Raw genomic sequence first — 26,455 nt, forward strand, 5'->3', positions numbered from 1 at the left:
TTGGGGAATTTAAGAATTTGGCGAACTTCAATATTTGTGAAATTAATCATTGCATTTATTATCGCAACATTGCCTATTTATGCACTTGCCGGCTTTCTATATAGCTGGGGAACGACTGTAGTTAAACAAGATATAACAGAGTCTGCCCAGTCACAATCATCCAATTATATCCTTGCTCTAGAAGATTCTCTTAAACGGTTTTCTTTAATGCAATATGAAATGTTTAGCGATACTTTTCTTGTAGAGCTTATCAACACTACAGAGACAATTGAAGCTTACAGGCAAATTGAACTGATCCTAAATATTCGTGCACGTCTGTTTTCAATTAAAAATAGCAGTGGACTGATTAAGGATGTCCGTATCTTTATGCCGAGGCTAAATATTGAAATATCGGCTTTAAGTGGTTATGGTAGCTTAGCATTAGATAAAGTAGTTTCCGATAAGCTTAAGTCACCTTTTCAGTTAATCTATTATCAACAAAAATTACTCATGGTTGCCTATCCATTAGATCAATCAAGCACAGAATCACCGGAGATGATAGTTGAAATTGAAATTTCGCAAGAAGCCTTGAATAAGGAACTAGTTGACTCTATAAAACGCAATTATAGTGGGGCGATTGTGCTTAATATTTCTAATCAATTACAGCTAGGAGAAATAATTAAACCCGTACAGCAAGAGTGGATCGATCAGCGTCAATTGGTTAATAAGCATTCTGATATACCAGAGGAAATGAAGATGAATGGTGAGAGCTTCTTGATTATTCATTCGAAAGCACAGGCGTACAGCATCACTTTGGATCATTATATCCTTAAAGATCAAATTTTCAAGAAAGTGAACAAAAATATTCAATGGTTTTGGTTGTTTTTCATAATCACTTTTGGTGTTATTGGACTTTACTTAACATTTATCAATCGGACGATTCATAGACCGTTCGTTAAGATAATGCGCGCTTTCAAACGTGTAGAAGAAGGTAATTTAGAGTTAAATATTAGACATGAGAAAAATGATGAATTTCAATATCTCTATGATCGCTTTAATTCCATGCTGTTAAACATTCATTCTTTAATTGAACAAGTCTATAAGCAAAAAATATTTTTACAAAATGCAGAGCTTAAACAACTGCAATCACAAATAAACCCACATTTCCTCTACAATTGTTTATTCAGCATCACGCGGATGATTAAAATGGACAAAAGTGAACAAGCCATACAATTTGCGGAGCAACTAGCACAATATTTTCAATTCATCACTAAAAACTCACAGGATATGGTTACTTTAGAAAACGAAGTAATCCATGCTCGTAATTATGCTGTCTTGCAATTAGCCCGGTTCTCTGACCGTATTTCAATTGATTTCAGCGAAGTGCCAGACGAGATTAAAAACTTTAAAGTACCTCGTCTTATTCTACAACCGCTTATTGAAAATGCATTTATTCATGGCTTGGAGGATAAGTTACATTCAGGTGTACTTCGGGTATTTTTCGAACTAAATGCAGACATGATTTCTATAACAGTTGAAGATAATGGAGAAGAAGGAGCCGAGCATTTAGAAAAAATGAATGTACTACTCAGTGATAAACAACCAGATCAAGAAGTTACTGCTATCCTTAATGTACACAGACGGCTCCAATATAAATATGGAGAAATTAGCGGTTTAACAGTTACTATGAGTAAGCTTGGCGGTATAAAGGTAAATATGAACATCCAGAAAGAGGACGAGAATAATGTATAAATTACTAATCGTTGATGACGAAAAGCTGATATTGGACGGGTTAACAGATTTATTTATGGAAGATGAACTATTGAATTTAACCATCTTTAAGGCATCATCTGCTATTGAAGCTCTAACTATTTTTGAACAGAAAAAAATTGATATACTGCTTACAGATATTCGAATGCCAAAAATGTCTGGTTTAGAGCTCGTAGAACAGTTAAAAGGGCGCTGGCCTGAATGCAGAGTTATTTTCTTAACAGGCTATCATGAATTTGATTATATTTATCAAGCGATCCAACAGGGACAGGTCAAATATGTTCTAAAAACCGAAGGTGATGCTAAGATTTTTGCGGCAGTGCAGGAAACCGTTGATGAATTGGAAGCAAGCTTGAAAATGGAATCATTATTGAAAAAAGCAATCTTACTCCGACGTCAGCAAAGTGCCTATCATCGCTCTTTATTTTTTGCGGATTTAATGGAAGAGGTTATCTCATCTGAACAATTTAGAAAGCATTCATTTGATGAATTAGAGATTCCTTTAGACGTTCATAATCCTTTGTTGTTAGTCGCTGCGCGAATTGATAATGATGGAGCTAGAATGAAGGGCTATGAGCGAGATCGTATTTTCTCAAGTTTAACTTCAATTTGCGATCGCTATTTTGCTCCCTTAATCAGATTTGTTGATTTTGTCGATAACCGAACCTACTTGTTTTTATTCATCCAGGCCTTGGAATCCTCTCATATGTCATGGGAGCGACTTAATACCTTCGTGCATGGGTCACTGGAAACTATCCAGCGTACTGCCAATCAAACTTTAGGATTGCCGATTTCCTTTGCCATGATGAATCACCCGACGGAATGGGATTTGATTGCTAAAGATAGCTCCTTACTCAAAGCATTATTATTCCAATACAATAATGAGAAACAGATCATCATTACGGAAAAAAACGACATAGACATGTTAAAAACGTTTCAGGATACACATATGAAATCAATAACAGCTGTCTTTCATAAAAAGGCTGAAAGGCTGGATATATATTTAGAAACGGGTAAGAAAGACGAGATATTCCGACTTTTTACAGAGTTGGAGGCTATTATTAAGCATTGTGAGATGAATGATTCACAATCCATAGAATTATATTATTCAGTATCGTTTCGTTTACTAGTAAATTTAAATAAATATCGTTTGCAGGATAGCATGTACTATAAAGAAAATATACGTTATTTGACCCAATCTAATGTTCATAGTTCTTGGGATTCAGCTATAAAGTTTTTGCGTGAGATGGTTAGAGGGTTCTTTGAAGTACAATCTGACAAAGCTTTTAAAATAAAAGGTGATGTTGTCGGGAAAATTAAATTATATATTGCTGAACATCTCGCAGATGATCTTTCTTTGACGAATCTGGCTGATCAGGTTTATCTAAACCCTGAATATTTATCCAGGTTATTTAAACAATCTGAAGGAATGACGATCACGGAGTATATAACGGAGCTAAAGATTAGGAAAGCGAAAGAGTTATTAAGTCAGCCTGAATTGTATATTCAAGATATTGCAAAAAGTATGGGGTTTTCGACAGCAGGTTATTTCACGCGGTTTTTTAAAAAAGAGACGGATCTGACTCCACAAGAATTCCGTACTAAATAAGTCAAGAAAGTGCAAGTAAAGTCGGTTATTTGAAATCGCTTCCAATAGAAAGATCAACTAAAATAACTAAGTAGACAGCGAACAACTATATTATTTTAGGGGGAATTAGAATGGTAGGCAAGAAGAAAGTGATAACAGTAAGCATTATTCTAGTCATAACGATGATGCTTGCGGCATGTAGCAGTAAAAGTGGTGAATCAAGCTCACCTGCAGTTTCAGCAACAGCTACGGAAGTAGTGGCAACAGCAACAGCAGCAGAACCAACTGCAGAACCATCATTCGATCCAATGGCCAGCTATAGTCCACAAATTAATGCCTCAATTGATTTTCAAATTAATGATGCACTTGCAGATAAATTTAAGGAAGCAGACTGGCCGAATAACTTATGGAATAAATCCTATCGTGAGCAATTAGGGATTAATTTAAATGCAGCTTGGTTTTGTAAAGGGACAGATTTATGTAACCAGAAGAAGAGTATTGCTATAGCTTCGGGAAGTATCCCAGACATTATGTCAGTAAGTATTGAACAATTGGCAACATTGTCCAAATCTACATCAATCCGTACGGATTTAAAAGAAGCCTATGATAAATATGCAACTAAGCTAACCAAGGATATTATGGCGGAAGCTGGACAAGCACCTTGGGATTCAGCAACCTTTGGCGGTAAAGTATTGGCTATCCCGTCCGTGGATTCTTCCATAGATACAGCTACATTTTTATGGGTAAGACAAGATTGGCTTACTAAGTTAAATTTACAAATGCCAAAGAATACAGACGAGCTTTATACTGTAATGAAAGCTTTTAAGGAAAAAGATCCGGACGGAAATGGTAAAGCCGATACTTTTGGTTTAATGCTGAATAAGGATTTCTTATCTCCTGGTCTTGGCGAAGCAATTGGGGTGTTTAATGGTTTTCATGCTTACCCGCAAACTTGGGTTCGTGATGCAGCAGGGAAGCTTGCTTATGGAAGTGTACAGCCTGAGATGAAAACGGCACTGACTTATTTAAACAAATTATATAAAGATGGCTTGTTGGAGAAGGATTTTGGTGCTAAGGATTCTGCTAAAGCATCCGAGTTAGCTGCTAGCGGTAGGGTAGGTGTTCAGTATGGGGCAATGTGGAATGCCATGTATCCACTTCAACAAACAAAAGATAACAATCCAGCTTCAGATTGGTTAGCACATAAAATTATTTCTAGCGATGATAAACCGGCAAATCCACAAATTAAGTTAAATATCCGCAATTATTATGTTGTAAATAAAAATTATGAGCATCCGGAAGCATTAATAAAATTGCTTAATTTTTGGTCACAAATTTATCGCGGTTCAACTCCAGAAGTATATAATTCATTTTTAGGACCTGATGGCCCTTCACAGCATAATACTAATTTCCAAGAATGGCCTGCCAAGAAGAATCTATTGGCACATACAAATGTTGTAGCAGCAGTAAATTCAAAGGATCCTTCCAAGCTTAATACAGAAGAAAAAGGATATTATGATAATATTCTTAGCTTTAAAGGCGGAGAGAATAAGAATGCTCAATACGAAAAAGTATTTGGTGAGACTGGATCTTTTACAGCTATGGAAGATTATGATAAGAATAATTTATTTGCCCTAGATCAGTTCTATGGGGCTCCAACAACAACAATGAAAAGTCGGTTGGATACAATTAAGAAGAAAGAAATGGAATTCTACACAAAGGTTATTATGGGTGCAGAATCAATCGATAATTTTGATGCTTTTGTAGCAAATATTAACAAATTAGGATTGACTGATATTACTACAGAAGTTAACGAGTGGGATGCTTCTAAGAAATAAGTAAAGAGCTAGCCTATACTTTCATAACAAAAGGGAGTCACTGACTCCCTTTTGTTATGAAAAATAAAAGAAATGGAGGCTTGTAAAAATGATATCAACTAAAAAAAAACGCGGATTTTCACAATCTGCCTTTCATATCATGTTACTTCCAGCAGTTATCCTTGTTTTAATTTATAGCTATGGTCCCATTGTTGGGATCATTATTGCCTTTCAAGATTTTGTACCATCCAATGGTTGGTTTGGGTCGGAATGGATAGGATTGGACAACTTTCGCTTTTTATTAGATATGCCGGATATTAAGCAAGTTTTGAAGAATACTGTGCTTATCGCTTTAATGAAAATGGTAGTTGGCATAGTTTTTCCTGTGGGTTTAGCGATTTTATTAAATGAAATAAAGAAAGTTGTATTTAAACGAACCGTGCAAACGATTGTGTATTTACCTTATTTTCTTTCATGGGTTATTTTATCAGGAATTTTGATTGATTTGCTATCACCTTCAGGCGGTTTTGTTAACGAAGTATTGGTATTCTTCCATATTCAACCGATTTATTTTCTCGGAAATGATGCCTGGTTTAGAGCCATACTTATCGTATCTCACCTATGGAAAGAAATTGGTTTTGATACCATTATATATTTAGCAGCTATTCTAAGTATTGATAAATCGCTTTATGAAGCTTCTGCATTAGATGGAGCAGGACACATGAAACAGGTATGGCATATCACTTTGCCAGGTATGATCCCAATCATAGTATTATTATCTGTCCTTAGTATGGGGAACATTTTAAATGCCGGATTTGATCAGATTTTCAATTTATATAGTCCTCAAGTTTATACTAGCTCGGATATTCTAGATACATTTGTCTATAGATTAGGTCTACAACAAATGCAATATGGGGTTGCGACTGCAGTAGGGCTAATCAAATCGGTGGTTTCTTTCATCTTTATTTCAGTTTCGTATTATATGGCCTATAAAATTGCAAATTACCGAGTATTTTGAAAGGAGCCTTACTTCTATGATTATTCAAAACACAATTGGAAGAAAAGCATTTGTAGTTGCTAACTATACATTGATGGTTCTATTATCACTTACCTGTCTATTTCCAATTATTCATATGCTTGCCATGTCGCTTAGTTCAAACGCAGCTGTATCAGCAGGTTGGGTAAGTATATGGCCACGAGAATTTACGTTGAATTCTTACGAATATATTATGAAAAATGCAAATTTTGCTCATTCATTTGTTAATTCACTTAAACGTGTTTTCCTTGGTTCTATTATCGGGATGTTCTTGATTATCTTGGCTGCGTACCCGCTTTCCAAATCTAATTATAAGTTTCGATTCCGATCGATCTATGCTTGGTTTTTTGTAATTACAATGATATTTAATGGAGGGTTGATTCCTACTTTTATGGTAGTTAAAGCAACTGGATTAATGGATGGAATATGGGCATTAATTCTTCCTTCAGCTGTGAATGTATTTAATATTGTTCTAATGTTGAATTTCTTTAGAACAGTGCCAGGGGAATTGGAGGAATCTGCACAGATGGATGGTGCCGGCAACTGGAGAACACTTTGGAGTATCTATTTACCTATTTCCAAGCCTTCATTGGCTACGATTCTGTTATTTACTATTATTTTTCATTGGAATGCGTGGTTTGATGGATTGATTTACATGAACTCACTTAGCAACTATCCACTTCAAACCTATTTACAAACGGTGATTGTTTCCAAAAGCATTGAAAACTTAAATACAAGTGATTTAACACTAATGAGTTCTATTTCAGATCGGACCATTATGGCGGCACAAATGTTTATTTCCATGGTTCCTATCTTTTGCGTATACCCATTTTTACAAAAATATTTTGTAACGGGATTGACACTTGGTAGCATTAAAGGTTAACAATAATACATTTAGTGATGTCGGAAGCATTACTCATAGGAGGATTTATGAAGAAGTCCCAATTAATAAATCAATTTAATAACCCTCCAGTTGAATATCGTTCAGTACCGTTCTGGTCATGGAATTCTAAGCTTGAGCAGGATGAACTGGATAGGCAAGTAGATGGATTTAAGGCTCAAGGCATGGGTGGCTTTATGATGCATGTGCGTGAAGGCTTGGAAACACCTTATCTGGGTGAAGAGTTTATCGATAGAATTAAGGAGACAGTGAATAAAGCCAAATCAGCAGGCATGTATGCATGGCTTTACGATGAAGACCGCTATTCCTCTGGAATGGCAGGGGGAAAGGTTCCCCATATTGGTGGAGATGATGTTAGAGCGAAAGCATTGACCCTGCTAGTATGCGAGAGCTTTGAGGTGGATGACCTAATCCTTGCGGTATACGAAGCAAAAATTGTTGGTGAGGATTTAGTTACCTATCGACTATTAGAAGAAACGGAAATAGGCAAACACCAATTACCTATTGACCATGTCTACCTTGTTTTTCGCAGAGAGATTTCCCGGAAAAGTGACTGGTGTCATGGAGATACTTATATAGATATCCTTAACCCGAGATCAACTGAAATATTCCTAGAAACAACATACGAAGTTTATAAACAAGCAATTGGGGCGGAGTTTGGCCAAACGGTACCTGGGATTTTCACTGATGAACCTTCAATTCGTGGTTTCTCAGAGCAGCTTGATGATAGCGAAATTACATGGATTTCATGGACAGATCGTTTGCCAACTGTTTTTAGGGAGAAAAGAGGCTATGAAATTTGGAGTTTGCTGCCTTATTTTTTCTTTAACGGCGAGCATTCTGCACATTTCCGTCATGACTATTGGCATACGATAACGGAGTTATTCAGTGAAGCATACACAAAACAAATTTGGGAATGGTGTCAGGATAGTCATTTGCAATTTACGGGGCATTTTCATTCAGAGGGTCATTTAGCAGGTTCGGTTAAAAGGACAGGTGCAGTAATGCCGCATTACCGTTATATGGATATTCCAGGTATAGATACGTTATGTGAGCAAACAAATGAAAGCTTAACTGTAAAACAAGTGTCTAGTGTTGCTAATCAATATGGGCTGAAGAGAGTCATTTCCGAAACATATGGTGTAACGGGCTGGGATTTCACTTTCGAAGGCCGCAGGTGGCTTGGCGATTGGCAATTCGTACTTGGAGTTAACCTCCTAACACATCATCTTGCGTTATATACAATTAGTGGCTGTCGCAAACGTGATTATCCACCATCCTTTAATTATAACGTTAATTGGTGGGAACATAATCATGTATTAGAAGACTACTATGCTAGACTTGGAGCTGTCTTAAGTGAAGGCGCAGTCGTTCGAGAAGTTCTGGTCGTTCATCCTACAACCTCAATATGGGCAAGAATGGGTGAAGACGTAAAGAGTAAGCTAGGGTCCAGCAAAGCTAGTGAATCTAAAGAACTCAATGAATATGATGACGCATTTAATCGATTTATTAATACTCTCCTTGGAGAACACTATGATTTTGATTTAGGCGATGAGCTTATTATAGAAGAAAGTGGTGGAGTAGAGGGCAGTCATTTTATTGTCAATAAGGCCAAGTACAAGGTTGTGGTCTTACCGATGCTCTACAATCTTCTTGGATCAACTCTTAGCTTGCTAACTGCTTATCTTGAAAGCGGTGGTTATATAATCGCTGTAGGTGAGATACCCACACATATAGATGGCAAGGTGTCTGATGAGTGGGAGAAATTGACGGACTATTCACAATTATATAGAGTTGAAGATTGTAGCCAGCTGGTTGAACTATTGGAAACTATCATTCCACGGCAAGTAAGTATAACAAATGTGAGTAACAAAGAAGATCAACGTTTCCTTTATATGCGTCGGGAGCTCACAGACAGTTCCGTTGTTTTCATCGTAAATAATGACCGTGACCAGCTGCATGATGTCGATATTCGACTTACTGGCTATGGGAGCGTTGAAGCTTGGGATTTATTATCGGGTAAAGTGGAAGAATTGACCGTAACTGTTGAAGAAGGACATCTTTCATTCGTGGAGAGTTATGGCCCAACCGATTCTAAATTATATGTAATTGACCACTCGCGTCATCCACTAGTTCTTGGAGCTAATGATTCCATTACAAGTAAAGCTGAAACGGAAGCACCGATTTGTGTAACTGAAATGGAATTCATTCATTCCTATACCCGCAATGCACCTAATGTACTTGTATTGGACCGATGCCAATATGCCATTGATGAGGATCAATGGTCCGATGATATGGAAGTCTGGCAAGCGCAGGCACAATTCCGATCCTTGCTCGATATGCGTCAAGTATACGCAAACGGGATTTTGCAGCGTTATTTTTGGGTGAATGAGCCTCATAAAAACAATGGCACAGCTGTAAAACTACGATTTAGCTTTGAGGTTGCTGCAATTCCAAAGGAGCTTATCCGCTTTGTATTCGAACAAGTTGAACGTTTTGAAATTCATTTGAATGGTGAGTTAGTTCAAGCAAGTCCACAAGGCTGGTTTCTCGATCGTTCGATGGGAACGGTGGAGCTTCCAGGGGTGAGAATTGGCAATAATGAACTCATCGTTTCTTGTGCCTATACACATGATATGGAGATTGAAGATGGCTTCTTAATTGGTGATTTTGCTATAAATTCGGAACGACAGTTAATCGAAGAACCGAATGGATTACATTATGGTGATTGGGGTGTACAAGGTTATCCTCATTATTGCGGAAGCATGATCTATCATTTTGAAATTCCAATTGAAGATATGGAGAATAAGAAGTATAAGCTAGAGATGGGTGAATATAAAGCAGTTACGATTAATCTTAAGGTAAATGGTATTCAAGCAAAGGCAATACCATGGCGAGCTGCAGGCCATGTCGATCTCAGTCCATGGCTAGTTAAGGGCGATAATCGATTAGATATTGAGGTTGTTGGAAGCCCTCGTAATATGCTAGGTCCACTCCATCAGAAGAATGTGGAACAAAACTGGTTAGATTGGTGGTCATTCCACCCGCCTACAGCTGATGCTACAGCGGATTATCGGCTTGTCCCATACGGACTTATGCAACCGATTAGGATTAGTGAATCTCTTCTATGAGATATGTTTAAGTGGAAAGCTTCACTCATGGCATCTTGAAGGATATTATAGCTAAGCCGGAAGATTTCAGTGAAATATATGATGCAGGCGTTCAAGAATATTTAAAGATTCGCGGTCAACTGTAAATGATGAACACAGAGCTGCTTACAAGGATATGAAGAAGAAATATATGGTTTGAGTAACCCCCATGCTGTTTATGGGGGTGTCTATATGTTGAGGGGAAATAATAGCACTAAGTGAAAGGTTGTTGACAAGAGAATGAAGATTCATGCAAATGAACAACTGGTTCTAAAAGGGCAGGTATACATACAAATACCTGAAATACAGTTTTCGTCCGTTGAACATGCTTTGAGGATTCTGGTTAGAGACTTTGAAACAGTATTGGGAGCTAAGCCAAAACTAGTAACAAGAACGGATGAAGAAGTGGATCTATGCTTGCGAATTGCAGTAGAAAAGGACGACATTCCGAAACGATCTGAAGCGTTTGGCTTTCGTTTCCACGAGATCGGAAAGGTTCCACGTATGGAGATCATAGGTCATGATGACTTGGGGCTTGTTTATGGAATTTTAGAATTTAGCAAGAAATTATTAGGCGTTCAACCATTCTGGTTTTGGGCAGATCAAGCCATTGCAAAGCACTCCGAAATCGTAATTCCATTGCAAAATTATGATTCCCAAATACCGAAGGTTCTTTACCGTGGCTGGTTTGTTAACGACGAAGTGTGCCTAATAGGATGGAAAGAATCCTATCCACCTTCTAGGGAGGTTTGGGAGCCAGTTTTTGAAGCGCTGCTGCGCTGCGGTGGCAATATGGTCATTCCAGGTACAGACTTGCCGAGAGATGGCATCCACTATAAGCTTGCCGCAGAAATGGGGCTATGGGTGACGCATCATCATGCCGAGCCATTAGGCGCAGAAATGTTTCTACGTGCATTCCCAGGTAGGAACGCCAGCTACCAGGAGGTTCCAGAGCTGTTTGAAAGTTTGTGGGCGGAAGCAATTGAAGAGCAAAAGGATATGAAGGTACTATGGGTACTTTCCTTCAGAGGCCAAGGAGACGCGCCTTTTTGGTATAACGATCCTTCGTTCGACACGTCAGAAAAGCGTGGTGCGATCATTAGTAAGGTCATCCAAAAGCAGTACGACATGATTGGAAGTGCTGTCCAGAATCCAGTTTATTGCGTAGCTTTATATGGTGAGATTGCTGAATTGTACAAAGGCGGCTATGTGGAGTTGCCAGAAGATGTGATCAAAATATGGGCCGATAACGGTTATGGAAAAATGGTTTCTCGAAGACATAATAATCAGAATCTTCGCGTAATGTCGCTTCCTTCAGCCGATGATAGTGGCAAAGATGGTCTGTATTATCACGTGACGTTCCATGATTTGCAAGCCTCTAATCATTTGACGATGTACCCAGGTTCATCGGAATTTCTGAAACAGGAGATCGAGGCGGCATTCGCTGCCGGGGCTGATGATTATTTGTTGATTAACTGCGGAAATATTAGACCACATGTCTATTTCCTTGACATTATTCGGGAATTATGGAATGCGGGCTCTATAGACGTAAATAAGCATTTAAACGAATTTGTAAGCGGCTATTATGCTACTCACCATGAAGAGTTGGAGGAATTATATCGCAGTTACACAGAAGCGGCCATTCAATATGGACCGCATGCTGATGACTTGGCTGGAGATGAGTATTATCATCATCCTGCCAGACAAATCATCGGTCATTGGTTGCAAGGAATGTGTGGGCAGCCAGACGCAAGATTATACTGGGCTGTGGGAGAGGTTCCATTCACCCAGCAAGTGAAGAATTTCGAAGAGCTGTTGGCACAAGGCATACAGAAGTGGAGAGCTTGGCTTCAGAGATGCGATGAAGTCCTGGACAAATTAGGAACGGAAGATATGAGAAGGGCATTAGACCATTTACATTTCCATGGAGCTCTACATTTATCCGGATGTGAAGGCTTTTACTGGCTTTGTCGTTCGTATGGGGAATATCAAGAACAGAGATATCCACAAGCTTTCGTTTATGCCTCTGAATCGATGTGGTCCTATAAAAAAGGGTTAGTCATTTTAAAAGATGCCGAGCATGGGAAATGGGATCGGTTCTACCGAGCAGACTGGCTCACAAATATTGAAAGTACAATTTATAATGTAGATACGGTTAGGCGGTTTCTGCGTATGCACGGTGACAGTCCAGACTTTTTCTTATGGTACAAAGAATTTTTGATGGCAGAAACGGAAAAACATATCTATTTGGAAAATACGCACCGTAATCCATTGTCCGACGATGAACTAGCGCATCTTTTAAAACCCTATTTTCTATTAAAAGAGGAATATCATAAAGACAACTAAGTATCTTCCAATAAGTAGCAGCCTTTTATATTTTCTGAAATTAGAAAAAACAAACAAAAACTATAAAAGAACTAATCATCGTAGAAGCTTCGATTTATGGGATAGCTATTAGATCTGAAGAATATTATGGAATGGCTCATACTGCTCTTGGAGATTTATACTAACTCCATTACGGACGGCGCAATTACAGATCAATGAAGTTATATTGGTTCAAGATTTTATATTTGATGACAGTAAGATTAAGAATGAATTAGCGGCAATTAGCAATGTCACTGAGCAATACCTAAAACCGCTCGTTTATGGCATTGTGAAGAAAAGTCCTGAAGAAGAAGCAGTTAGTATCCGTGAACGTTTAAAGAAAGCTGGTTCTGAGATAGTAATAGCCGAGATGCAAAGTCAAATTGATCCATTCCTGGCTGCGAAAACTAAATAAATATTTAATTTTGCAGAATTAACTTTTAATTTATAAGCGCTCCGTAAACCGTAAGGGATATGGAGCGTTTATTGTTTATCAAAGTCTGCATTTGTTTTTCAAAATAATATAGATTATGCTATCTCACCGCGCTAGACTAAATTTGAATTAGGTCAATTTTGAGGATGAAAATTATGGTAAAGTAAATTTTAGTCTACATTGCATAAGTTCAGCATAACAAGTAGTTGTAGTCGACACAATAGAACAGTTTTAGAAATTGAATGTTTTCCAAGTGTTAGAGTGGAAAGAATATCTTTATCTTTAAAAAGAATATCTTTAAAAAGGACATCGACTAACTTTAAATCTAATAATTCATTGGTTCTTAGGAAATTTTCTAATAATCTATCATTTTAGAGAATATAGAGTAAATTCGGACTTGTGACAATCTATGTATAACTCTCCAATAGGCACAACTTTTGATAGAATCATAGGTAACTATAATAGAAGATTACCAGACAGAAAGGATTGTTGCCTGCAATGAGCGCAAATGTAAACCCCATGCCGTACAGATCTGAATCGGAAATAACCCTTCTACAGAAAGAAAAGAGGAAGCATCCTAGACGTGCCAGAAGATGGGTTGTTTGGACAACAACTTTTACGGTATGGGCTGTTTTAAGTTTTGGAAGCTATTATCTCGCCAAACATTATATTGAAGGGTTTCAGCAACAACTGAATGGTATACAGCAAACCAATCAACAGAACGTGGATCAATTGAATAAAAGCGTAGCAGATCTACAAGCGCAATTAATTGAGAATAAACAAAATGCACAAACGTTACAGCAGCAATTCGAAGCGGTACAGAAAGAAATGGCGGCGGTCAACGAACAGATTGCTTTAACTGGGGACACGATCGATTCTACCGATACAACGAAAGAGACCTTAAGTCAGCGAATCACAGATTTGAGCAAGCAATTGGAAAATCTGAAAGTCGTGATTAACAAGCTGGAGGCTGCCGCCCGTGTTTACTAGAATTCTAATGGCCAGCTTGCTATTCTTTACAATGGTTGCGAGTTTCTTCGCTGCTATTTATTTCAATCCGGGTGACCCTGCCGCTCAATCCAAGCAGGCAGTCCTCTCCTTTGCAGCGGTGCAGCAACAGTTCGCGGAGATGGGGCAGCATCTGATAGATTCCAAGCAGACCTACAGCGATACAGGAAATAGCACAGTTGATTTCATGAAAAAGCTTAAGGACGATCAGGCAGTGCTTGCAGGTGTCATCGAACAGTCGGAAGCGGAGAATGAACAATATGCGGCCCAACTTCATGCCGTTGGAAATATAGTTGCCACCAGTCAGAAAAATGCACAGGAAACAAGTGATGCTCTGGATAATGTGTTAGCCAACATACTCGGCAAGCCGATAGGGCAAACCTTTGGCGAACGTTCCACGATCAAAGTGTTCTCATTGACTGCTGCGGGATATCGCGGTTATATGGCTAAAGTAAAACTGCAAGACCCGAATGCGGTCAAGCTTGTGCTTTCCCATGATAAAGTGGGGGACAAGGGCGAAACGACAAGTCAAGCTGCCAAAAGAAAAGGGGCCACTTTGGCGATTAATGGCGGCGGCTTTGCTAAAGGAAATGATGGGCTGCTTTATCCGATGGGGATTACTGTCGTGGATGGGGTCATCAAAACTTTTTCTGCGATTGATTTAAGTTTTATTGGCCTTAATAAAAACGGGCATTTGGTAGGCGGGGCAGTCAAATCGCGAGAGCAAGTCGAGGAATTAGGCGTGACACAGGGAGCTACGTTCGTGCCTACTTTGCTGGAGAATGGTAAGAAACTCACCATTCCCAAAAAATACAGCAACAAGAAAGAACCGCGCACGCTGATCGGGCATTTTTCCAATGGAGACTTGTTGTTCATTGTAATCGACGGAAGGCAGAAAGGCAGCGCTGGAGTCACTTTGGAGGATGCGCAGGATAAACTGCTCGAATTCAATGTGAAAGATGCCTATAATTTAGATGGCGGAGGATCGAGCGCATTTTATTACAATGGCAAAATACTGAACAATCCATCGGACGGAAGTGAAAGAGTGCTTGTATCCAACTTCTTGGTAATGTCATAGTGGTTAGGATGGATGTCATGAATTTGAATATGCATTTCTATCCGATGAACAGCACCGTAGTCCGACAGAACGATAACATCAATTCCTTTCACCGGTAACAAATATGATCAAAAAGCCTTGTGATCCTTTAGGATCATGAGGCTTTTTGCTATTCAATTATAATTATCTGAGTAAACTAACTTGAGATGGATGATTTTTTTGAAGCTTACGAAATTTAAACAAAATGCACCATCAACACTAGAAGAAGCATTGGAGCGTTTTTTGTGTAACACCTAAATCATTACTTAGCTAGTGACTTGACGGCTATATTGGATCGTGATAAAGTATGTACTGTAACTATTATATTAAATTTAGGTAGTTACTTAAATGGAAGAGGCATTCGTATGAATGGAGTGGAAGTTTTACTTTAATGTTTAATTCCATAGATGGAATAAGAATAGATTTATAAGATGTTGTACTTATAGTTATCCTAAACCATATAAAAAGTAAAAAGGTGATGAATACTATGTTTCCCATTCGCAATCAGAAACGCAATTGTACGGATACCGTCAAAATCCAGGACTTTCTCGAACATGCCCAGACTGGATTTCTAGGCTTATCTCTAGAAGACGTCCCCTATGTAGTTCCACTCAATTTCGTTTGGCTGAACGAGGCCATCTATTTTCATGGGGCAGATAAAGGAAGAAAAGTCACTTATATCGAGCATAACCCCCTAGCCTGCTTCACAGTCAGTGAGAGTTATGGGACCCTCACGAGTCCGATACCCGCCGCAACGGATACCGCCTATATGAGTGTCATTATCGAAGGATCCTTGTTTCACGTAACCGATATAAATGAAGCAACGGAGGCCATGCAGATCATGCTGGACAAGTATGTGCCAGGCTATTATGATCGACCGCTGGAGCGGAGTCATTTGGAACGATATGTTTCCTACTTAGGTAGTAAAACGGCCATCTACAAATTAACCGCAGCTTCCTTAACGGCCAAAGAGAAAGAAGTGGCACTGGATCGTATGTTCTATGAAGGCAAGACTGTTCATGCCGACCGGGTGTAACGTAGCAAAGCACAATTCTAGGTGATTTGCCGAGTAACCGAAACGGTTATCTCGGGGAACTCAGGTTTAGGATAAATCGTTTGTCAAAAAGCCGCCATATACAGCGGCTTTTTGACGCGCGTGGAAGCTTCCGACCTTCATCAGGTATCCAGAAAATTTTCGTGGCAGAACCGTTTGGAGCGGTTCCGAGTTTCATCTTAGTAAACTGACCCGCAAGAAGATCGTCCATAACATAGTACCTCAGTTCCTTTTTTTTCATATGGACGCCATTGTTGTAACTACTAAAATTATAATAGACTGTTACTTGCAATGCTTCTAAGTTCATGATAGGATGTGTTTAGTAACTGGTTAATTAGATTTAAGTGGTTACTATTATGGATGGGAATTGTATGACCCGAGTGAAAACTTTGCTTCTTTTTCTATTATAAGTTCCCGATTGTGTGTATTGCAGTCGTGACCCTGAGAAGTCACTCACCACCAAAGACGAAATGCTTGACGACATCACGCTTTACTGGCTAACGAATAGTTATCACAAGCTAATTTACTTCCACGAGGTGGATAGAGGCGGACTTTTCGCAGGGGGGAACAGACAGAGCTTTTTCACTGCAAAACTTCGCGCGATGCTCAGATCGCTGCGCTAGTTGGCTCGGTCACGCACAAACCCCAAAATCCAAAACAAATCAAAAGGAGCTAAAAAAATGCCACAACAAGACAAGAACGCCATCCGTCCGTTTCATGTAAATGTTCCGGAAGAAGAAATCGCCGAACTGAAAAACCGCATTAAAGCAACAAGATGGCCTGAAAAGGAAACAGTTTTAGATCAATCGCAAGGCGTACAGCTTGCGACGTCTCAAGAACTCGCTCGTTATTGGGCGAATGAGTACGACTGGCGCAAGATCGAAGCGAGAATTAACTCCTTCCCACATTTCCTTACCGAGATCGATGGTCTGGACTTCCACTTCATTCACGTTCGTTCCAAGCATGAGAACGCGATGCCGATCCTCATTGCGCACGGATGGCCGGGCTCGATCGTCGAGCAGATGAAGCTTATCGAACCACTTACCAATCCTACGGCACATGGCGGTAGTGCATCGGATGCCTTCCACGTCGTTATTCCGTCGATGCCTGGTTATGGCTACTCCGGCAAACCGACCACGACCGGCTGGGATCCTAAACGCATCGCACGCGCTTATGGAGAGTTGATGACTCGCCTTGGATATGAAAAGTATGTAGCACAGGGCGGTGACTGGGGTGCAATCGTCGTTGACTTTATGGCTGTTCAGGAGTGTAAAGGTCTGATCGGCTTGCACACCAACATGCCTGGCGTGATTCCGGCCGACGTGGATGCCGCGATTTGGTCTGGAAACCCGTTGCCATCCGGTCTCTCAGACGAAGAGAAGAAAGCGTGCGCGCAAGTTGTCGAAAATAAATTCTATTATGCCTTCCTCATGGGAACGCGCCCGCAGACGCTGATCGGATTATCGGATTCGCCTGTCGGTTTGGCGGCCTTCTTGATTGACCATGACTGGAAGAGTTATGACCTGATCTCGAGAGCTTTTGACGGACAAAAAGAAGGCCTTTCGCGTGATGATATTCTAGATAATATTACGCACTTCTGGTTCACGAATTCAGGGATTTCTGCGGCTCGTCTCTACTGGGAGAACAAATCTTCCTTCTTCGGCTTGAAAACAGCCCAAGGCATCAAACTCCCAGTTGCCGTTAGTGTATTCCCGGATGAGCTGTATGAAGCACCGAAGAGCTGGGCAGAAAAAGCGTACCCCAACCTTATTCACTACAACAAACTGCCAAAGGGTGGACACTTCGCAGCTTGGGAGCAACCAGAGTTTATGACCTCTGAACTCCGCACAGCGTTCAAGTCGCTGCGATAATTGGTTCGGCTACACAAATATTCAAATCTAAAGCTAAATCACACAAGAGGAGATTACAAAATGACACAACAACAAATTCGCCCATTTCATATAAACGTTCCAGAAGAAGAAATTACTGAACTCCGCAGACGCATTAAAGCAACAAGATGGCCTGAAAAGGAAACCGTTTCGGATCAATCGCAAGGCACGCAGCTTGCGACGTCTCAAGAACTCGCTCGTTATTGGGAAAATGAGTACGACTGGCGCAAGATCGAAGCGAGAATTAACTCCTTCCCGCATTTCCTTACCGAAATCGACGGTCTGGACTTCCACTTCATTCATGTTCGTTCCAAGCACGAAAACGCGATGCCGATCCTTATTGCGCACGGATGGCCGGGCTCGATCGTCGAGCAGATGAAGCTTATCGAACCACTTACCAATCCTACGGCACATGGCGGTAGCGCATCGGATGCTTTCCACGTCGTTATTCCGTCGATGCCTGGTTATGGCTACTCCGGCAAACCGACCACGACCGGCTGGGATCCTAAACGCATCGCACGCGCTTATGGAGAGTTGATGACTCGCCTTGGATATGAAAAGTATGTAGCACAGGGCGGCGACTGGGGTGCAATCGTTGTTGACTTTATGGCCGTTCAGGAGTGTAAAGGTATGATCGGCTTGCACACCAACATGCCTGGCGTGATTCCGGCCGACGTGGATGCGGCGATTTGGTCTGGCAACCCGTTGCCAGCCGGTCTCTCAGACGAAGAGAAGAAAGCGTGCGCGCAAGTTGTCGAGAATAAATTCTATTATGCCTTCCTCATGGGAACGCGCCCGCAGACGCTGATCGGATTGTCGGATTCGCCTGTCGGTTTGGCGGCCTTCTTGATTGACCATGACTGGAAGAGCTATGACCTGATCTCGAGAGCTTTTGCCGGACAAAAAGAAGGCCTTTCGCGTGATGATATTCTAGATAATATTACGCACTTCTGGTTCACGAATTCAGGGATTTCTGCGGCTCGTCTCTACTGGGAGAACAAATCTTCCTTCTTCGGCTTGAAAACAGCCCAAGGCATCAAACTCCCAGTTGCCGTTAGTGTATTCCCGGACGAGCTGTATGAAGCACCGAAGAGCTGGGCAGAAAAAGCGTACCCTAACCTTATTCACTACAACAAACTTCCAAATGGCGGACACTTCGCAGCTTGGGAGCAACCAGAGTTTATGACCTCTGAACTCCGCACAGCATTCAAGTCGCTTCGTTAATCCGAAATCTAAGAATATCACTAAAAAACTTTACGAATGGAGCATAACTACCTATGAGCAGCAAATACTGGTCTCGTTCCGCAATGATTTTGGCCCTATCCCTAGGATTGACGGCTTGCGGCAATAATGCCAATGTTAATGGCGGACAACCGAAAAAAAATTCTCAAGTAAATCAGCAAGAAAATCAGCAAGTTTTTAAGCAAGTAAATCTGCAAGTAAATTCCCATGAATCGAAAATTTTTCAAACGGAGAATAAAGAGCAACCTACAGACAAGAAAGCCATTCGTCCATTTCATGTGAATATTCCCGAAGCAGAACTCACTGAATTGCGTAATCGCATCAAAGCGACGAGATGGCCTGAGAAGGAACCGGTGTCGGACCAATCGCATGGCGCGCAGCTTGCAACTATCCAGAGTCTCGCCAAATATTGGGCGAACGATTACGACTGGCGGAAGATCGAAACGAAGCTAAATTCCTTGCCGCAGTTCATCACCGAAATCGATGGTTTGGACATTCACTTCATTCACGTTCGTTCGAAGCATAAGAATGCTATGCCGATTATCGTCACGCACGGATGGCCAGGGTCGATCATTGAACAATTGAAAATTATCGACCCGCTTGTGAACCCTACGGCACATGGCGGTAAGGAATCGGACGCGTTCGATGTGGTGATTCCTTCGATTCCCGGTTACGGGTTCTCGGAAAAACCTAGCACGGTCGGCTGGGGTCCAGACCACATCGCACGTGCCTGGGATGTGCTGATGAAGCGCCTTGGCTATAAAAAGTATGTTGCGCAAGGCGGCGACTGGGGTGCTGTTGTCACCGATTTGATGGGTGTTCAGGCGCCTAAGGGGCTGCTTGCCATTCACACCAACATGGCCGGCGTGATTCCGCCCGCAGTAGATGCGGCAATTTGGTCCGGTGCCCCGATGCCATCCGGTCTCTCAGCCGAAGAGCAGAAAGCATTCAACCAAGTTCGCGAAAATAAATTCGGCTACTCCTACATTATGGGAACGCGTCCACAATCGCTAACTGGACTGGTGGATTCACCTATCGGTTTGGCATCCATTATGATTGATCACGACTGGAAGAGCTATGCCCTGATCTCTAGAGTTTTTGCTGGACAAAAAGAAGGGCTTACTCGCGACGATATTCTCGACAACATTTCACTCTTTTGGTTGACGAAAACAGGGGTCTCTTCATCTCGTCTCTACTTGGAAAACAAGTTCCCATTCTTCGCCGTCAAAGGCGTCAAAATTCCGGTTGCCGTGAGCGTCTTTCCTGACGAGCTCTATGAAGCGCCGAAGAGCTGGGCAATGAAAGCATATCCGAAGCTCATTCACTACAACAAACTTCCTAAAGGCGGACACTTTGCAGCCTGGGAACAGCCAAAGTTTTTGACTACAGAAATTCGCACGGCATTCAAGTCGCTGCGTCAAGGTTAAGCCAGTAATGTCCCGATGACTCCATAACGCACAATGAATTTAACGAGAACGATAGTAAAGGAGCTTGCCGCGAGGCGGCTCCTTTCTGGGTTTTTGTTTGGTAATGCCACACACTCAAAGAGATACCTGATTCTGCATCAGGTCCTATATCTTTGTTAGAGCCCCTTATTTCTAAATAATTATTTTAGAAAATGGAATAAGAATTGCAATTGGGATGGAACCTAACGGAAGGTTATCCATAAAAAACTTTCCGAATGGAGCGTTACTACTTATGAGCAGCAAATATTGGTTTCGCATGGTAATGCTTTTGGCTCTGTCCCTAGTATTGACGGCCTTCAGCACTAATACCATTGTTAATGAAGGGAATCCGCAAGCAAATCCCCAAAAATCTAAAACTAATCAAAAGGAGATAAAGAAACAAGCTTCAGAAAAGAACGCTATTCATCCGTTTCATATAAATGTTCAGGAAGCGGAACTTACTGAAATGCGTAGGCGCATAAATGCGACAAAATGGCCTGAGAAGGAAACGGTCGCTGATGCATCACAAGGGGTGCAGCTCGCGATGATGAAAGAACTCGCACGTTATTGGGCGACAGATTACGATTGGCGCAAAGTTGAGGCACAGCTCAACGCGCTTCCGCAATTCATCACCGAGATTGATGGGCTGCCCGTTCATTTCATCCACGTCCGTTCGCGCCACAAAAACGCGCTTCCGATAATCATCACGCACGGATGGTCGGGCTCGATGTTGGAACTGATCAAGCTTATCGGCCCGCTGACCGATCCAACTGCTTACGGCGGTAAAGCAGAAGACGCATTCGATGTTGTCATCCCTTCGTTGCCGGGCTATGGTTTCTCCGGTAAGCCAGCGAGTACCGGCTGGAGCCCCGAGCATATAGGCCGAGCATGGGACAAACTGATGAAGCGCCTCGGCTACAACCACTACGTCGCCCAGGGAGGCGACTGGGGTGCAATTGTCGTCGACCAGATGGGTTTGCAGGCACCTGAGGGATTATTAGCCATCCACACCAACATGCCTGGCACCGTTCCGGCAGATGTTGATAAGGCTCTCCTTACCGGTGGACCCGCGCCATCGGGTCTCTCTGCTGAAGAACAGCGCGCCTATGAGCAATTGATTAGAACTTCCAAAGAAAGCGACAACGCAAGGATTATGGGGTCGCGCCCGCAAACGTTATACGGCTTTGTGGATTCGCCTGTCGGCCTTGCCGCCTGGCTGCTCGACCACGCTGATGGTAATGGTCAGCCGGCGGCGGCGTTCGTAAAGGGACTCAACCGGACTACGAGCAAGACAGGCGAATTAACGCGTGACGAGATCCTCGACAACATTACGCTTTATTGGCTGACCAACACGGGTGTCTCCGCGTCTCGTCTCTATTGGGAATATAAAGGTGGCTTTTTCAATGCCAAAGGCGTCAATATTCCTGTAGCGGTGAGTGTTTTTCCCGGTGAGCTATACCAGGCCCCACTGAGCTGGACAAAGAAAGCCTACCCCAACCTCATCTATTACAACAAGCCCGACAAAGGCGGACACTTCGCTGCTTGGGAACAACCAGAGCTTTTCGCTGCAGAACTCCGTGCTGCATTCAAGTCGCTACGCTAATCGGAGTCATGTGGAATCCACAGGTTATAGTGTCTATACACAAGGAAAAGTAATGCAGCCCTTTTAAAATTTGGGCTGCTTTTTCAATTACTATCAAGTGATATTACAAGTCTTTTTACATAAATTAGAAGCAGAATGAACATAACTATATGGAACGGCACTAATACTCTTTTTTTATAAAATTAAAGGAGGCCTTATCATCAATGTCTATTAATGAGGAAAAAAAAATGTCCTTAAAGGAATATTTAAAAGAAGCATTTTGCGACGATGCTGACTTCGTATCAAGAAATATCCCCGTTTTGAACGGGAAAGCTGAAGTAAATGTTATTTACATAGAAAATTTAATTGAAAACGATATGATTAACAAATCTGTAATTGAAAGATTACAGGACAAAAATTCGGAGGAAATTGATCTAACTTCAGCCGAGTTAATGGATATTATTAAATCAAGAGTCATCTCTGTAGCGAAAGTCTATAATTCGGACGAAAAAGATCACCTCGTACAAGCTATCCTTACTGGTCATGTTGTATTAACAAGTAACGATACGGATTTTGCTTTAGTTATGCCACTACTAAAGCGTGAAGCCGCTGAAAAATCAGAAACGGAGCCTTCCATACAGAGTGGGAATGAAGCGTTTACCTCAGATATAAATAAAAATTATAACCTGTTAAGAATGAGATTACCTTCTAAAAACTTAATGTTTAGACAGACTGAGTTAGGAGGGACTTCTCATACGAAAGTAAGAATAGTTTGGCTAAAAAATGTAGCCAATCCCCAAATTATTGAAGAGATAAGCAGTAGATTAAACCGGATCGACATCGATATAGTCCATTCAATATCCGTCATAATTGAACTAATCGAAGATAGTCCTTTATCGATTTGGCCTCAATATAAGCTAACCGAGCGAATGGATGTAACCGTCGCTAATATGGCAGAGGGACGTGTAGCCATACTATGTGATAACTTCTCTTTTGTTATCCTTGTACCTTTATTGATTTTACAGGAATTTCAAACACCCGACGATTATTCGCAAAAGTGGATATACAGTTCGATCATGAGAATTTTGCGCTATTCTGCTTTTTTTCTTTCTTCGACATTGTCTTCCCTGTATGTGTCATTTGTAGCCTATAATCATTCGATTATGCCCCCGACTATAGCCGTTCGTATATCTGCGGGAAGAATGGAAGTTCCTTTTCCTTCCGTCATTGAGGTGCTGCTCATGACCTTCATTATTGATTTGCTAAAAGAAATAGGGATAAGGATGCCCAAAGGTTTGGGCCAGAACATCGGGATCCTTGGGGCTGTCGTCATAGGCCAGTCAGCTGTGGAAGCTAGTTATGTCAGCCCTGTTGTGATCATCATTGTTGCGATCTCTGCGATTTCTGGTTTTGCGCTGCCGTCGATAAACCTTACAAATGTGTCAAGAATAATCAATTATTCTTTAATAGTAATAGCGTCTTTTTTCGGACTTTTTGGTGTCATTGTCGGCATCCTTTTTTTGCAGTGGAGATTGGTTACCCTACGTTCTTTCGGCGTTCCGCTTTTTCATCCTTTGGATGTCGGCGAATTTAGCCTGATGAAAGACATATTGATAAGGTCTCCACTGTGGAAATTGAGAACCCGCCCTAGATTATTGTCCGGAAACGAAACGAGGATGGGGGATAGTACCAGAAAACCAGGTCCCAACAAACAAAAGGGAGACTAGGGAACATGCTGCAAAAACAAAAGATTTCGAGTCTGCAGGCCATATACCTTACCTTCGCAAGCGCTTATGGCGGAGTTGTTTTTTATCATTCCTACGTTATCAGTTTGGCAGGGAGAAGTGCATGGATTGCGGAATTCGTAAGTGGGTTTATCAATATCGCCTTTGCCCTATGGGTATTGAGCGTTGCAAAGAAATATCCAGGAAAAAACATATTCCATATTCTTGAGATGTTTGCCGGAAAATGGATTAGTAAGATTTTCAGTATAGCTTATGTTGGATTAAACATTGTCCTATCGGCTTTGCTGTTAACGTTGTGCGGAGGGCTAGTGAAGACCCTTGTTTTGAATCAAACACCGATGTGGGCAACAATGTTTCTCATGATATTACTGTCATTTTTAATCGCAGGCAGTGGTATTGAAATTCTAGCTAGGTTAAGCGCAACTTTGGTGATTGTTTTGCTCGGCATATTGTTTACCCTTGTGATGGGTTTAATTACCCAGTTCGATTCTTCAAATATCTTACCTATGTTAGACAGCGACGTTCCATCCTTTCTCAAGGCTGTATTATTGGCAGGAGGAGGGCATTCTGAAGTTATTTTATTCATGTTCATAATGGTTGAATCTTTGCATCAACCTAAGAAGCAATTTTTTTCATTTACTGTAGGGTTACTGATATCTGTTGTATTAATGCCAGGAGCGGCAATTTTTTTATTCTTAGCCGTTATTTCTCCAGAAGAGGCTTCCAGAGTTTCGTTTGCAGGTGTAAATATAGCTTTTTCTATAACATTTGGAAAATTCATTCAAGGAGTAGAAATTTTTTTATTAATTACTTATGTTATCGTCACCGTATTGAAGCTATCCGGAAATTTCTACAGCAGCTGGGTAGCTTCAGAATTCATTATAAAAAGAAGTTCCAAGGTTCTTCTCATCCTCATTACTATGGCAACATTCCTAATAACTTTGAAAATACGCTCATTTAATCAAGCATTCTACTATTACATAACGATCATTCAATATTGTATATATCCATTCTACATCGTTACTCTGTGTACAGTTTCCATCCTTATGTTAGCAAAAGGTAAAAAGGCGGTATCAAGGAAACCATGAAATTTTCGAAATATATACGGCTCTTTCTAAGTATTGTCATTCTTACTGCATTTACCGGATGCTGGGATTACATCGAGTTTGAAAGCATGGCATTAGTGAGTGCAATCGGTATCGATCTTGATAAAAAGGGGGAATTTCTTTTGTCATGCGAGATCATAAGAACCCAAAAACAAGGTAAAGAAGGAAAAAAGTCCAAGGATGTGGTCCAAGGAACAGGGAAAACAGTGCCGGAAGCCCTCGCTAACCTGCAAACCCTCGTACCGGAAGAATTGTTCTTAGGATATACCTCAGCAATCATTCTCAGCGAAGATGCGGCAAAGCAACAATTGAAAAATATCATGGATTATTTATTTATTACTCCAAGTATACGAGACTCCGTATTTTTGGTCATAACAAAGGAGAATGCGGAAAAGATATTGAATATGCCGCTCGGGAAAACAGGGCTGTTAGTCGGGGAATCGTTATTGGAATTTTTTAAGGTTACAAATCGAATAGGCGCTTCTATTCCAGTTAGGTTAAGAGAATTTAATAAATTGCTATTGACAGAAGGTGTGGAGCCTATCGCCCCATTAATAAAAATAAATAGAGAAGGAAAGCTTATGGTGTCGGACATGGTTGTTTTTAAAGGTTACAAGCTGGTAGGCATGCTTGATGGGAACGAAAGCAAAGGATTGGGACGAATTACAAATAAAAAAATACAAGAAATATCATCTGTATCCATATCGGTGCCTGATATTGGAGCTTCTGTATCCGCTGTATTCAGACTTAAGGATGGTAAATCGAACATAAAAATTAAGATGGGAGATGAAGCACCCGATGTATTCATTACGACGAGTGTTAATGCTACGATGCTCCAATTTGGCGGTAATACCGGAGCCATAACACAGGAAATTCTCCGCGCATGTGAAAAAGATCTGGAAGGTAATGTAAAAAAAGAACTTGAAGCCGCAATAGCAAAAGCCCAAAAAGAGGTTAAGTCCGACTTTTTGGGAATAGGTCTCAAATTTTATCAACAGCATCGCAAAGAATGGAAAGTTAAATTTAAGCCCAAATGGCGTGAGGTTTTTCCAGAGGTTCCTATTCATGTTAACGTAAAAATAAAAATACTTAATTCAGGAACTAAAGTTATTCCTTTAAGCGAGCAATAATCGATTTGTGATGTTGCGGTAGATCCAGTTAGCTTAATAAGGCTGCCGTTCGATTTTCGCGGCAGCCTTAAATATGTATTAAATTATCTAGAGGCAAATGGCCAATCGAGCTGTATTTGTG

At 40.9% G+C, this 26,455-nt stretch carries 18 protein-coding genes; all 18 read left to right on the forward strand.

Going from position 1 to position 26,455, the window contains the following annotated elements; genetic code table 11:
* The 18 genes from EHS13_RS14950 (at nucleotide 1) to EHS13_RS15035 (ending at nucleotide 26,334) form a co-directional block, all read left to right on the forward strand.
* Complete coding sequence (locus tag EHS13_RS14950) at nucleotides 1–1,731, forward strand: sensor histidine kinase (protein WP_162463121.1); 1,731 nt, start codon at nucleotides 1–3, stop codon at nucleotides 1,729–1,731.
* Nucleotides 1,724–3,358 (forward strand): response regulator transcription factor, encoded by a 1,635-nt coding sequence (locus tag EHS13_RS14955; protein WP_155701109.1) that lies wholly within the window; start codon nucleotides 1,724–1,726, stop codon nucleotides 3,356–3,358. The genes EHS13_RS14950 and EHS13_RS14955 overlap by 8 nt, the downstream gene beginning before the upstream one ends.
* A 110-nt stretch (nucleotides 3,359–3,468) precedes the next feature.
* Complete coding sequence (locus EHS13_RS14960; RefSeq protein WP_155701110.1) at nucleotides 3,469–5,175, forward strand: extracellular solute-binding protein; 1,707 nt, start codon at nucleotides 3,469–3,471, stop codon at nucleotides 5,173–5,175.
* Between the two features lie 88 nt (nucleotides 5,176–5,263).
* On the forward strand, nucleotides 5,264–6,172 hold the full coding sequence (locus EHS13_RS14965; RefSeq protein ID WP_155701111.1) for an ABC transporter permease: 909 nt from the start codon (nucleotides 5,264–5,266) through the stop codon (nucleotides 6,170–6,172).
* 16 nt (nucleotides 6,173–6,188) lie between these two features.
* Nucleotides 6,189–7,073 carry a carbohydrate ABC transporter permease gene (locus EHS13_RS14970; protein ID WP_155701112.1) on the forward strand — a complete coding sequence of 295 codons (885 nt, stop codon included), beginning with the start codon at nucleotides 6,189–6,191 and terminating at the stop codon, nucleotides 7,071–7,073.
* Between the two features lie 47 nt (nucleotides 7,074–7,120).
* Nucleotides 7,121–10,222 carry a glycosyl hydrolase gene (locus EHS13_RS14975; RefSeq protein WP_162463122.1) on the forward strand — a complete coding sequence of 1,034 codons (3,102 nt, stop codon included), beginning with the start codon at nucleotides 7,121–7,123 and terminating at the stop codon, nucleotides 10,220–10,222.
* Nucleotides 10,223–10,480: 258 nt separating this feature from the next.
* Nucleotides 10,481–12,586 (forward strand): glycosyl hydrolase 115 family protein, encoded by a 2,106-nt coding sequence (locus tag EHS13_RS14980; RefSeq protein WP_155701114.1) that lies wholly within the window; start codon nucleotides 10,481–10,483, stop codon nucleotides 12,584–12,586.
* A 205-nt stretch (nucleotides 12,587–12,791) separates the two neighbouring features.
* Nucleotides 12,792–13,019 (forward strand): DUF3502 domain-containing protein, encoded by a 228-nt coding sequence (locus EHS13_RS14985; RefSeq protein WP_162463123.1) that lies wholly within the window; start codon nucleotides 12,792–12,794, stop codon nucleotides 13,017–13,019.
* A 537-nt stretch (nucleotides 13,020–13,556) separates the two neighbouring features.
* A complete protein-coding gene (locus EHS13_RS14990; protein ID WP_227013943.1) occupies nucleotides 13,557–14,027 on the forward strand; it encodes a hypothetical protein in 471 nt (156 codons plus the stop codon).
* On the forward strand, nucleotides 14,017–15,123 hold the full coding sequence (locus tag EHS13_RS14995; RefSeq protein WP_227013944.1) for a phosphodiester glycosidase family protein: 1,107 nt from the start codon (nucleotides 14,017–14,019) through the stop codon (nucleotides 15,121–15,123). The genes EHS13_RS14990 and EHS13_RS14995 overlap by 11 nt, the downstream gene beginning before the upstream one ends.
* Nucleotides 15,124–15,628: 505 nt before the next feature.
* Complete coding sequence (locus EHS13_RS15000; protein ID WP_155701117.1) at nucleotides 15,629–16,177, forward strand: pyridoxamine 5'-phosphate oxidase family protein; 549 nt, start codon at nucleotides 15,629–15,631, stop codon at nucleotides 16,175–16,177.
* A 698-nt stretch (nucleotides 16,178–16,875) separates the two neighbouring features.
* A complete protein-coding gene (locus EHS13_RS15005; RefSeq protein ID WP_155701118.1) occupies nucleotides 16,876–18,066 on the forward strand; it encodes an epoxide hydrolase family protein in 1,191 nt (396 codons plus the stop codon).
* 60 nt (nucleotides 18,067–18,126) lie between these two features.
* Nucleotides 18,127–19,308: an epoxide hydrolase family protein gene (locus EHS13_RS15010; RefSeq protein WP_155701119.1), complete on the forward strand. Its 1,182-nt coding sequence runs from the start codon at nucleotides 18,127–18,129 to the stop codon at nucleotides 19,306–19,308.
* A gap of 53 nt (nucleotides 19,309–19,361) precedes the next feature.
* Nucleotides 19,362–20,753, forward strand: coding sequence for an epoxide hydrolase family protein (locus EHS13_RS15015; protein WP_227013945.1), 1,392 nt, complete (start codon nucleotides 19,362–19,364; stop codon nucleotides 20,751–20,753).
* 271 nt (nucleotides 20,754–21,024) lie between these two features.
* Entirely contained in the window at nucleotides 21,025–22,374 is a 1,350-nt protein-coding gene (locus EHS13_RS15020) for an epoxide hydrolase family protein (protein ID WP_227013946.1), read from the forward strand.
* 203 nt (nucleotides 22,375–22,577) lie between these two features.
* On the forward strand, nucleotides 22,578–24,080 hold the full coding sequence (locus tag EHS13_RS15025) for a spore germination protein (RefSeq protein WP_155701120.1): 1,503 nt from the start codon (nucleotides 22,578–22,580) through the stop codon (nucleotides 24,078–24,080).
* Nucleotides 24,081–24,085: 5 nt separating this feature from the next.
* Nucleotides 24,086–25,186 (forward strand): GerAB/ArcD/ProY family transporter, encoded by a 1,101-nt coding sequence (locus EHS13_RS15030; RefSeq protein WP_155701121.1) that lies wholly within the window; start codon nucleotides 24,086–24,088, stop codon nucleotides 25,184–25,186.
* Nucleotides 25,183–26,334, forward strand: a complete 1,152-nt coding sequence (locus EHS13_RS15035; RefSeq protein ID WP_155701122.1) for a Ger(x)C family spore germination protein — start codon at nucleotides 25,183–25,185, stop codon at nucleotides 26,332–26,334. The genes EHS13_RS15030 and EHS13_RS15035 overlap by 4 nt, the downstream gene beginning before the upstream one ends.
* Nucleotides 26,335–26,455: the final 121 nt, after the last annotated feature.

Source organism: Paenibacillus psychroresistens (assembly GCF_009728935.1).
In the GTDB taxonomy this organism is placed as follows: Bacteria; Bacillota; Bacilli; order Paenibacillales; family NBRC-103111; genus Paenibacillus_AC; species Paenibacillus_AC psychroresistens.

Coding starts and splice junctions, on each gene's coding strand:
- EHS13_RS14975 (WP_162463122.1), top strand. CDS start 7,121: ATGAAGAAGTCCCAATTAATAAATCAATTTAATAACCCTCCAGTTGAA.
- EHS13_RS15030 (WP_155701121.1), top strand. CDS start 24,086: ATGCTGCAAAAACAAAAGATTTCGAGTCTGCAGGCCATATACCTTACC.
- EHS13_RS14965 (WP_155701111.1), top strand. CDS start 5,264: ATGATATCAACTAAAAAAAAACGCGGATTTTCACAATCTGCCTTTCAT.
- EHS13_RS15020 (WP_227013946.1), top strand. CDS start 21,025: ATGAGCAGCAAATATTGGTTTCGCATGGTAATGCTTTTGGCTCTGTCC.
- EHS13_RS15035 (WP_155701122.1), top strand. CDS start 25,183: ATGAAATTTTCGAAATATATACGGCTCTTTCTAAGTATTGTCATTCTT.
- EHS13_RS14960 (WP_155701110.1), top strand. CDS start 3,469: ATGGTAGGCAAGAAGAAAGTGATAACAGTAAGCATTATTCTAGTCATA.
- EHS13_RS14955 (WP_155701109.1), top strand. CDS start 1,724: ATGTATAAATTACTAATCGTTGATGACGAAAAGCTGATATTGGACGGG.
- EHS13_RS15005 (WP_155701118.1), top strand. CDS start 16,876: ATGCCACAACAAGACAAGAACGCCATCCGTCCGTTTCATGTAAATGTT.
- EHS13_RS14970 (WP_155701112.1), top strand. CDS start 6,189: ATGATTATTCAAAACACAATTGGAAGAAAAGCATTTGTAGTTGCTAAC.
- EHS13_RS14990 (WP_227013943.1), top strand. CDS start 13,557: ATGCCGTACAGATCTGAATCGGAAATAACCCTTCTACAGAAAGAAAAG.
- EHS13_RS15010 (WP_155701119.1), top strand. CDS start 18,127: ATGACACAACAACAAATTCGCCCATTTCATATAAACGTTCCAGAAGAA.
- EHS13_RS15025 (WP_155701120.1), top strand. CDS start 22,578: ATGTCTATTAATGAGGAAAAAAAAATGTCCTTAAAGGAATATTTAAAA.
- EHS13_RS15015 (WP_227013945.1), top strand. CDS start 19,362: ATGAGCAGCAAATACTGGTCTCGTTCCGCAATGATTTTGGCCCTATCC.
- EHS13_RS14980 (WP_155701114.1), top strand. CDS start 10,481: ATGAAGATTCATGCAAATGAACAACTGGTTCTAAAAGGGCAGGTATAC.
- EHS13_RS15000 (WP_155701117.1), top strand. CDS start 15,629: ATGTTTCCCATTCGCAATCAGAAACGCAATTGTACGGATACCGTCAAA.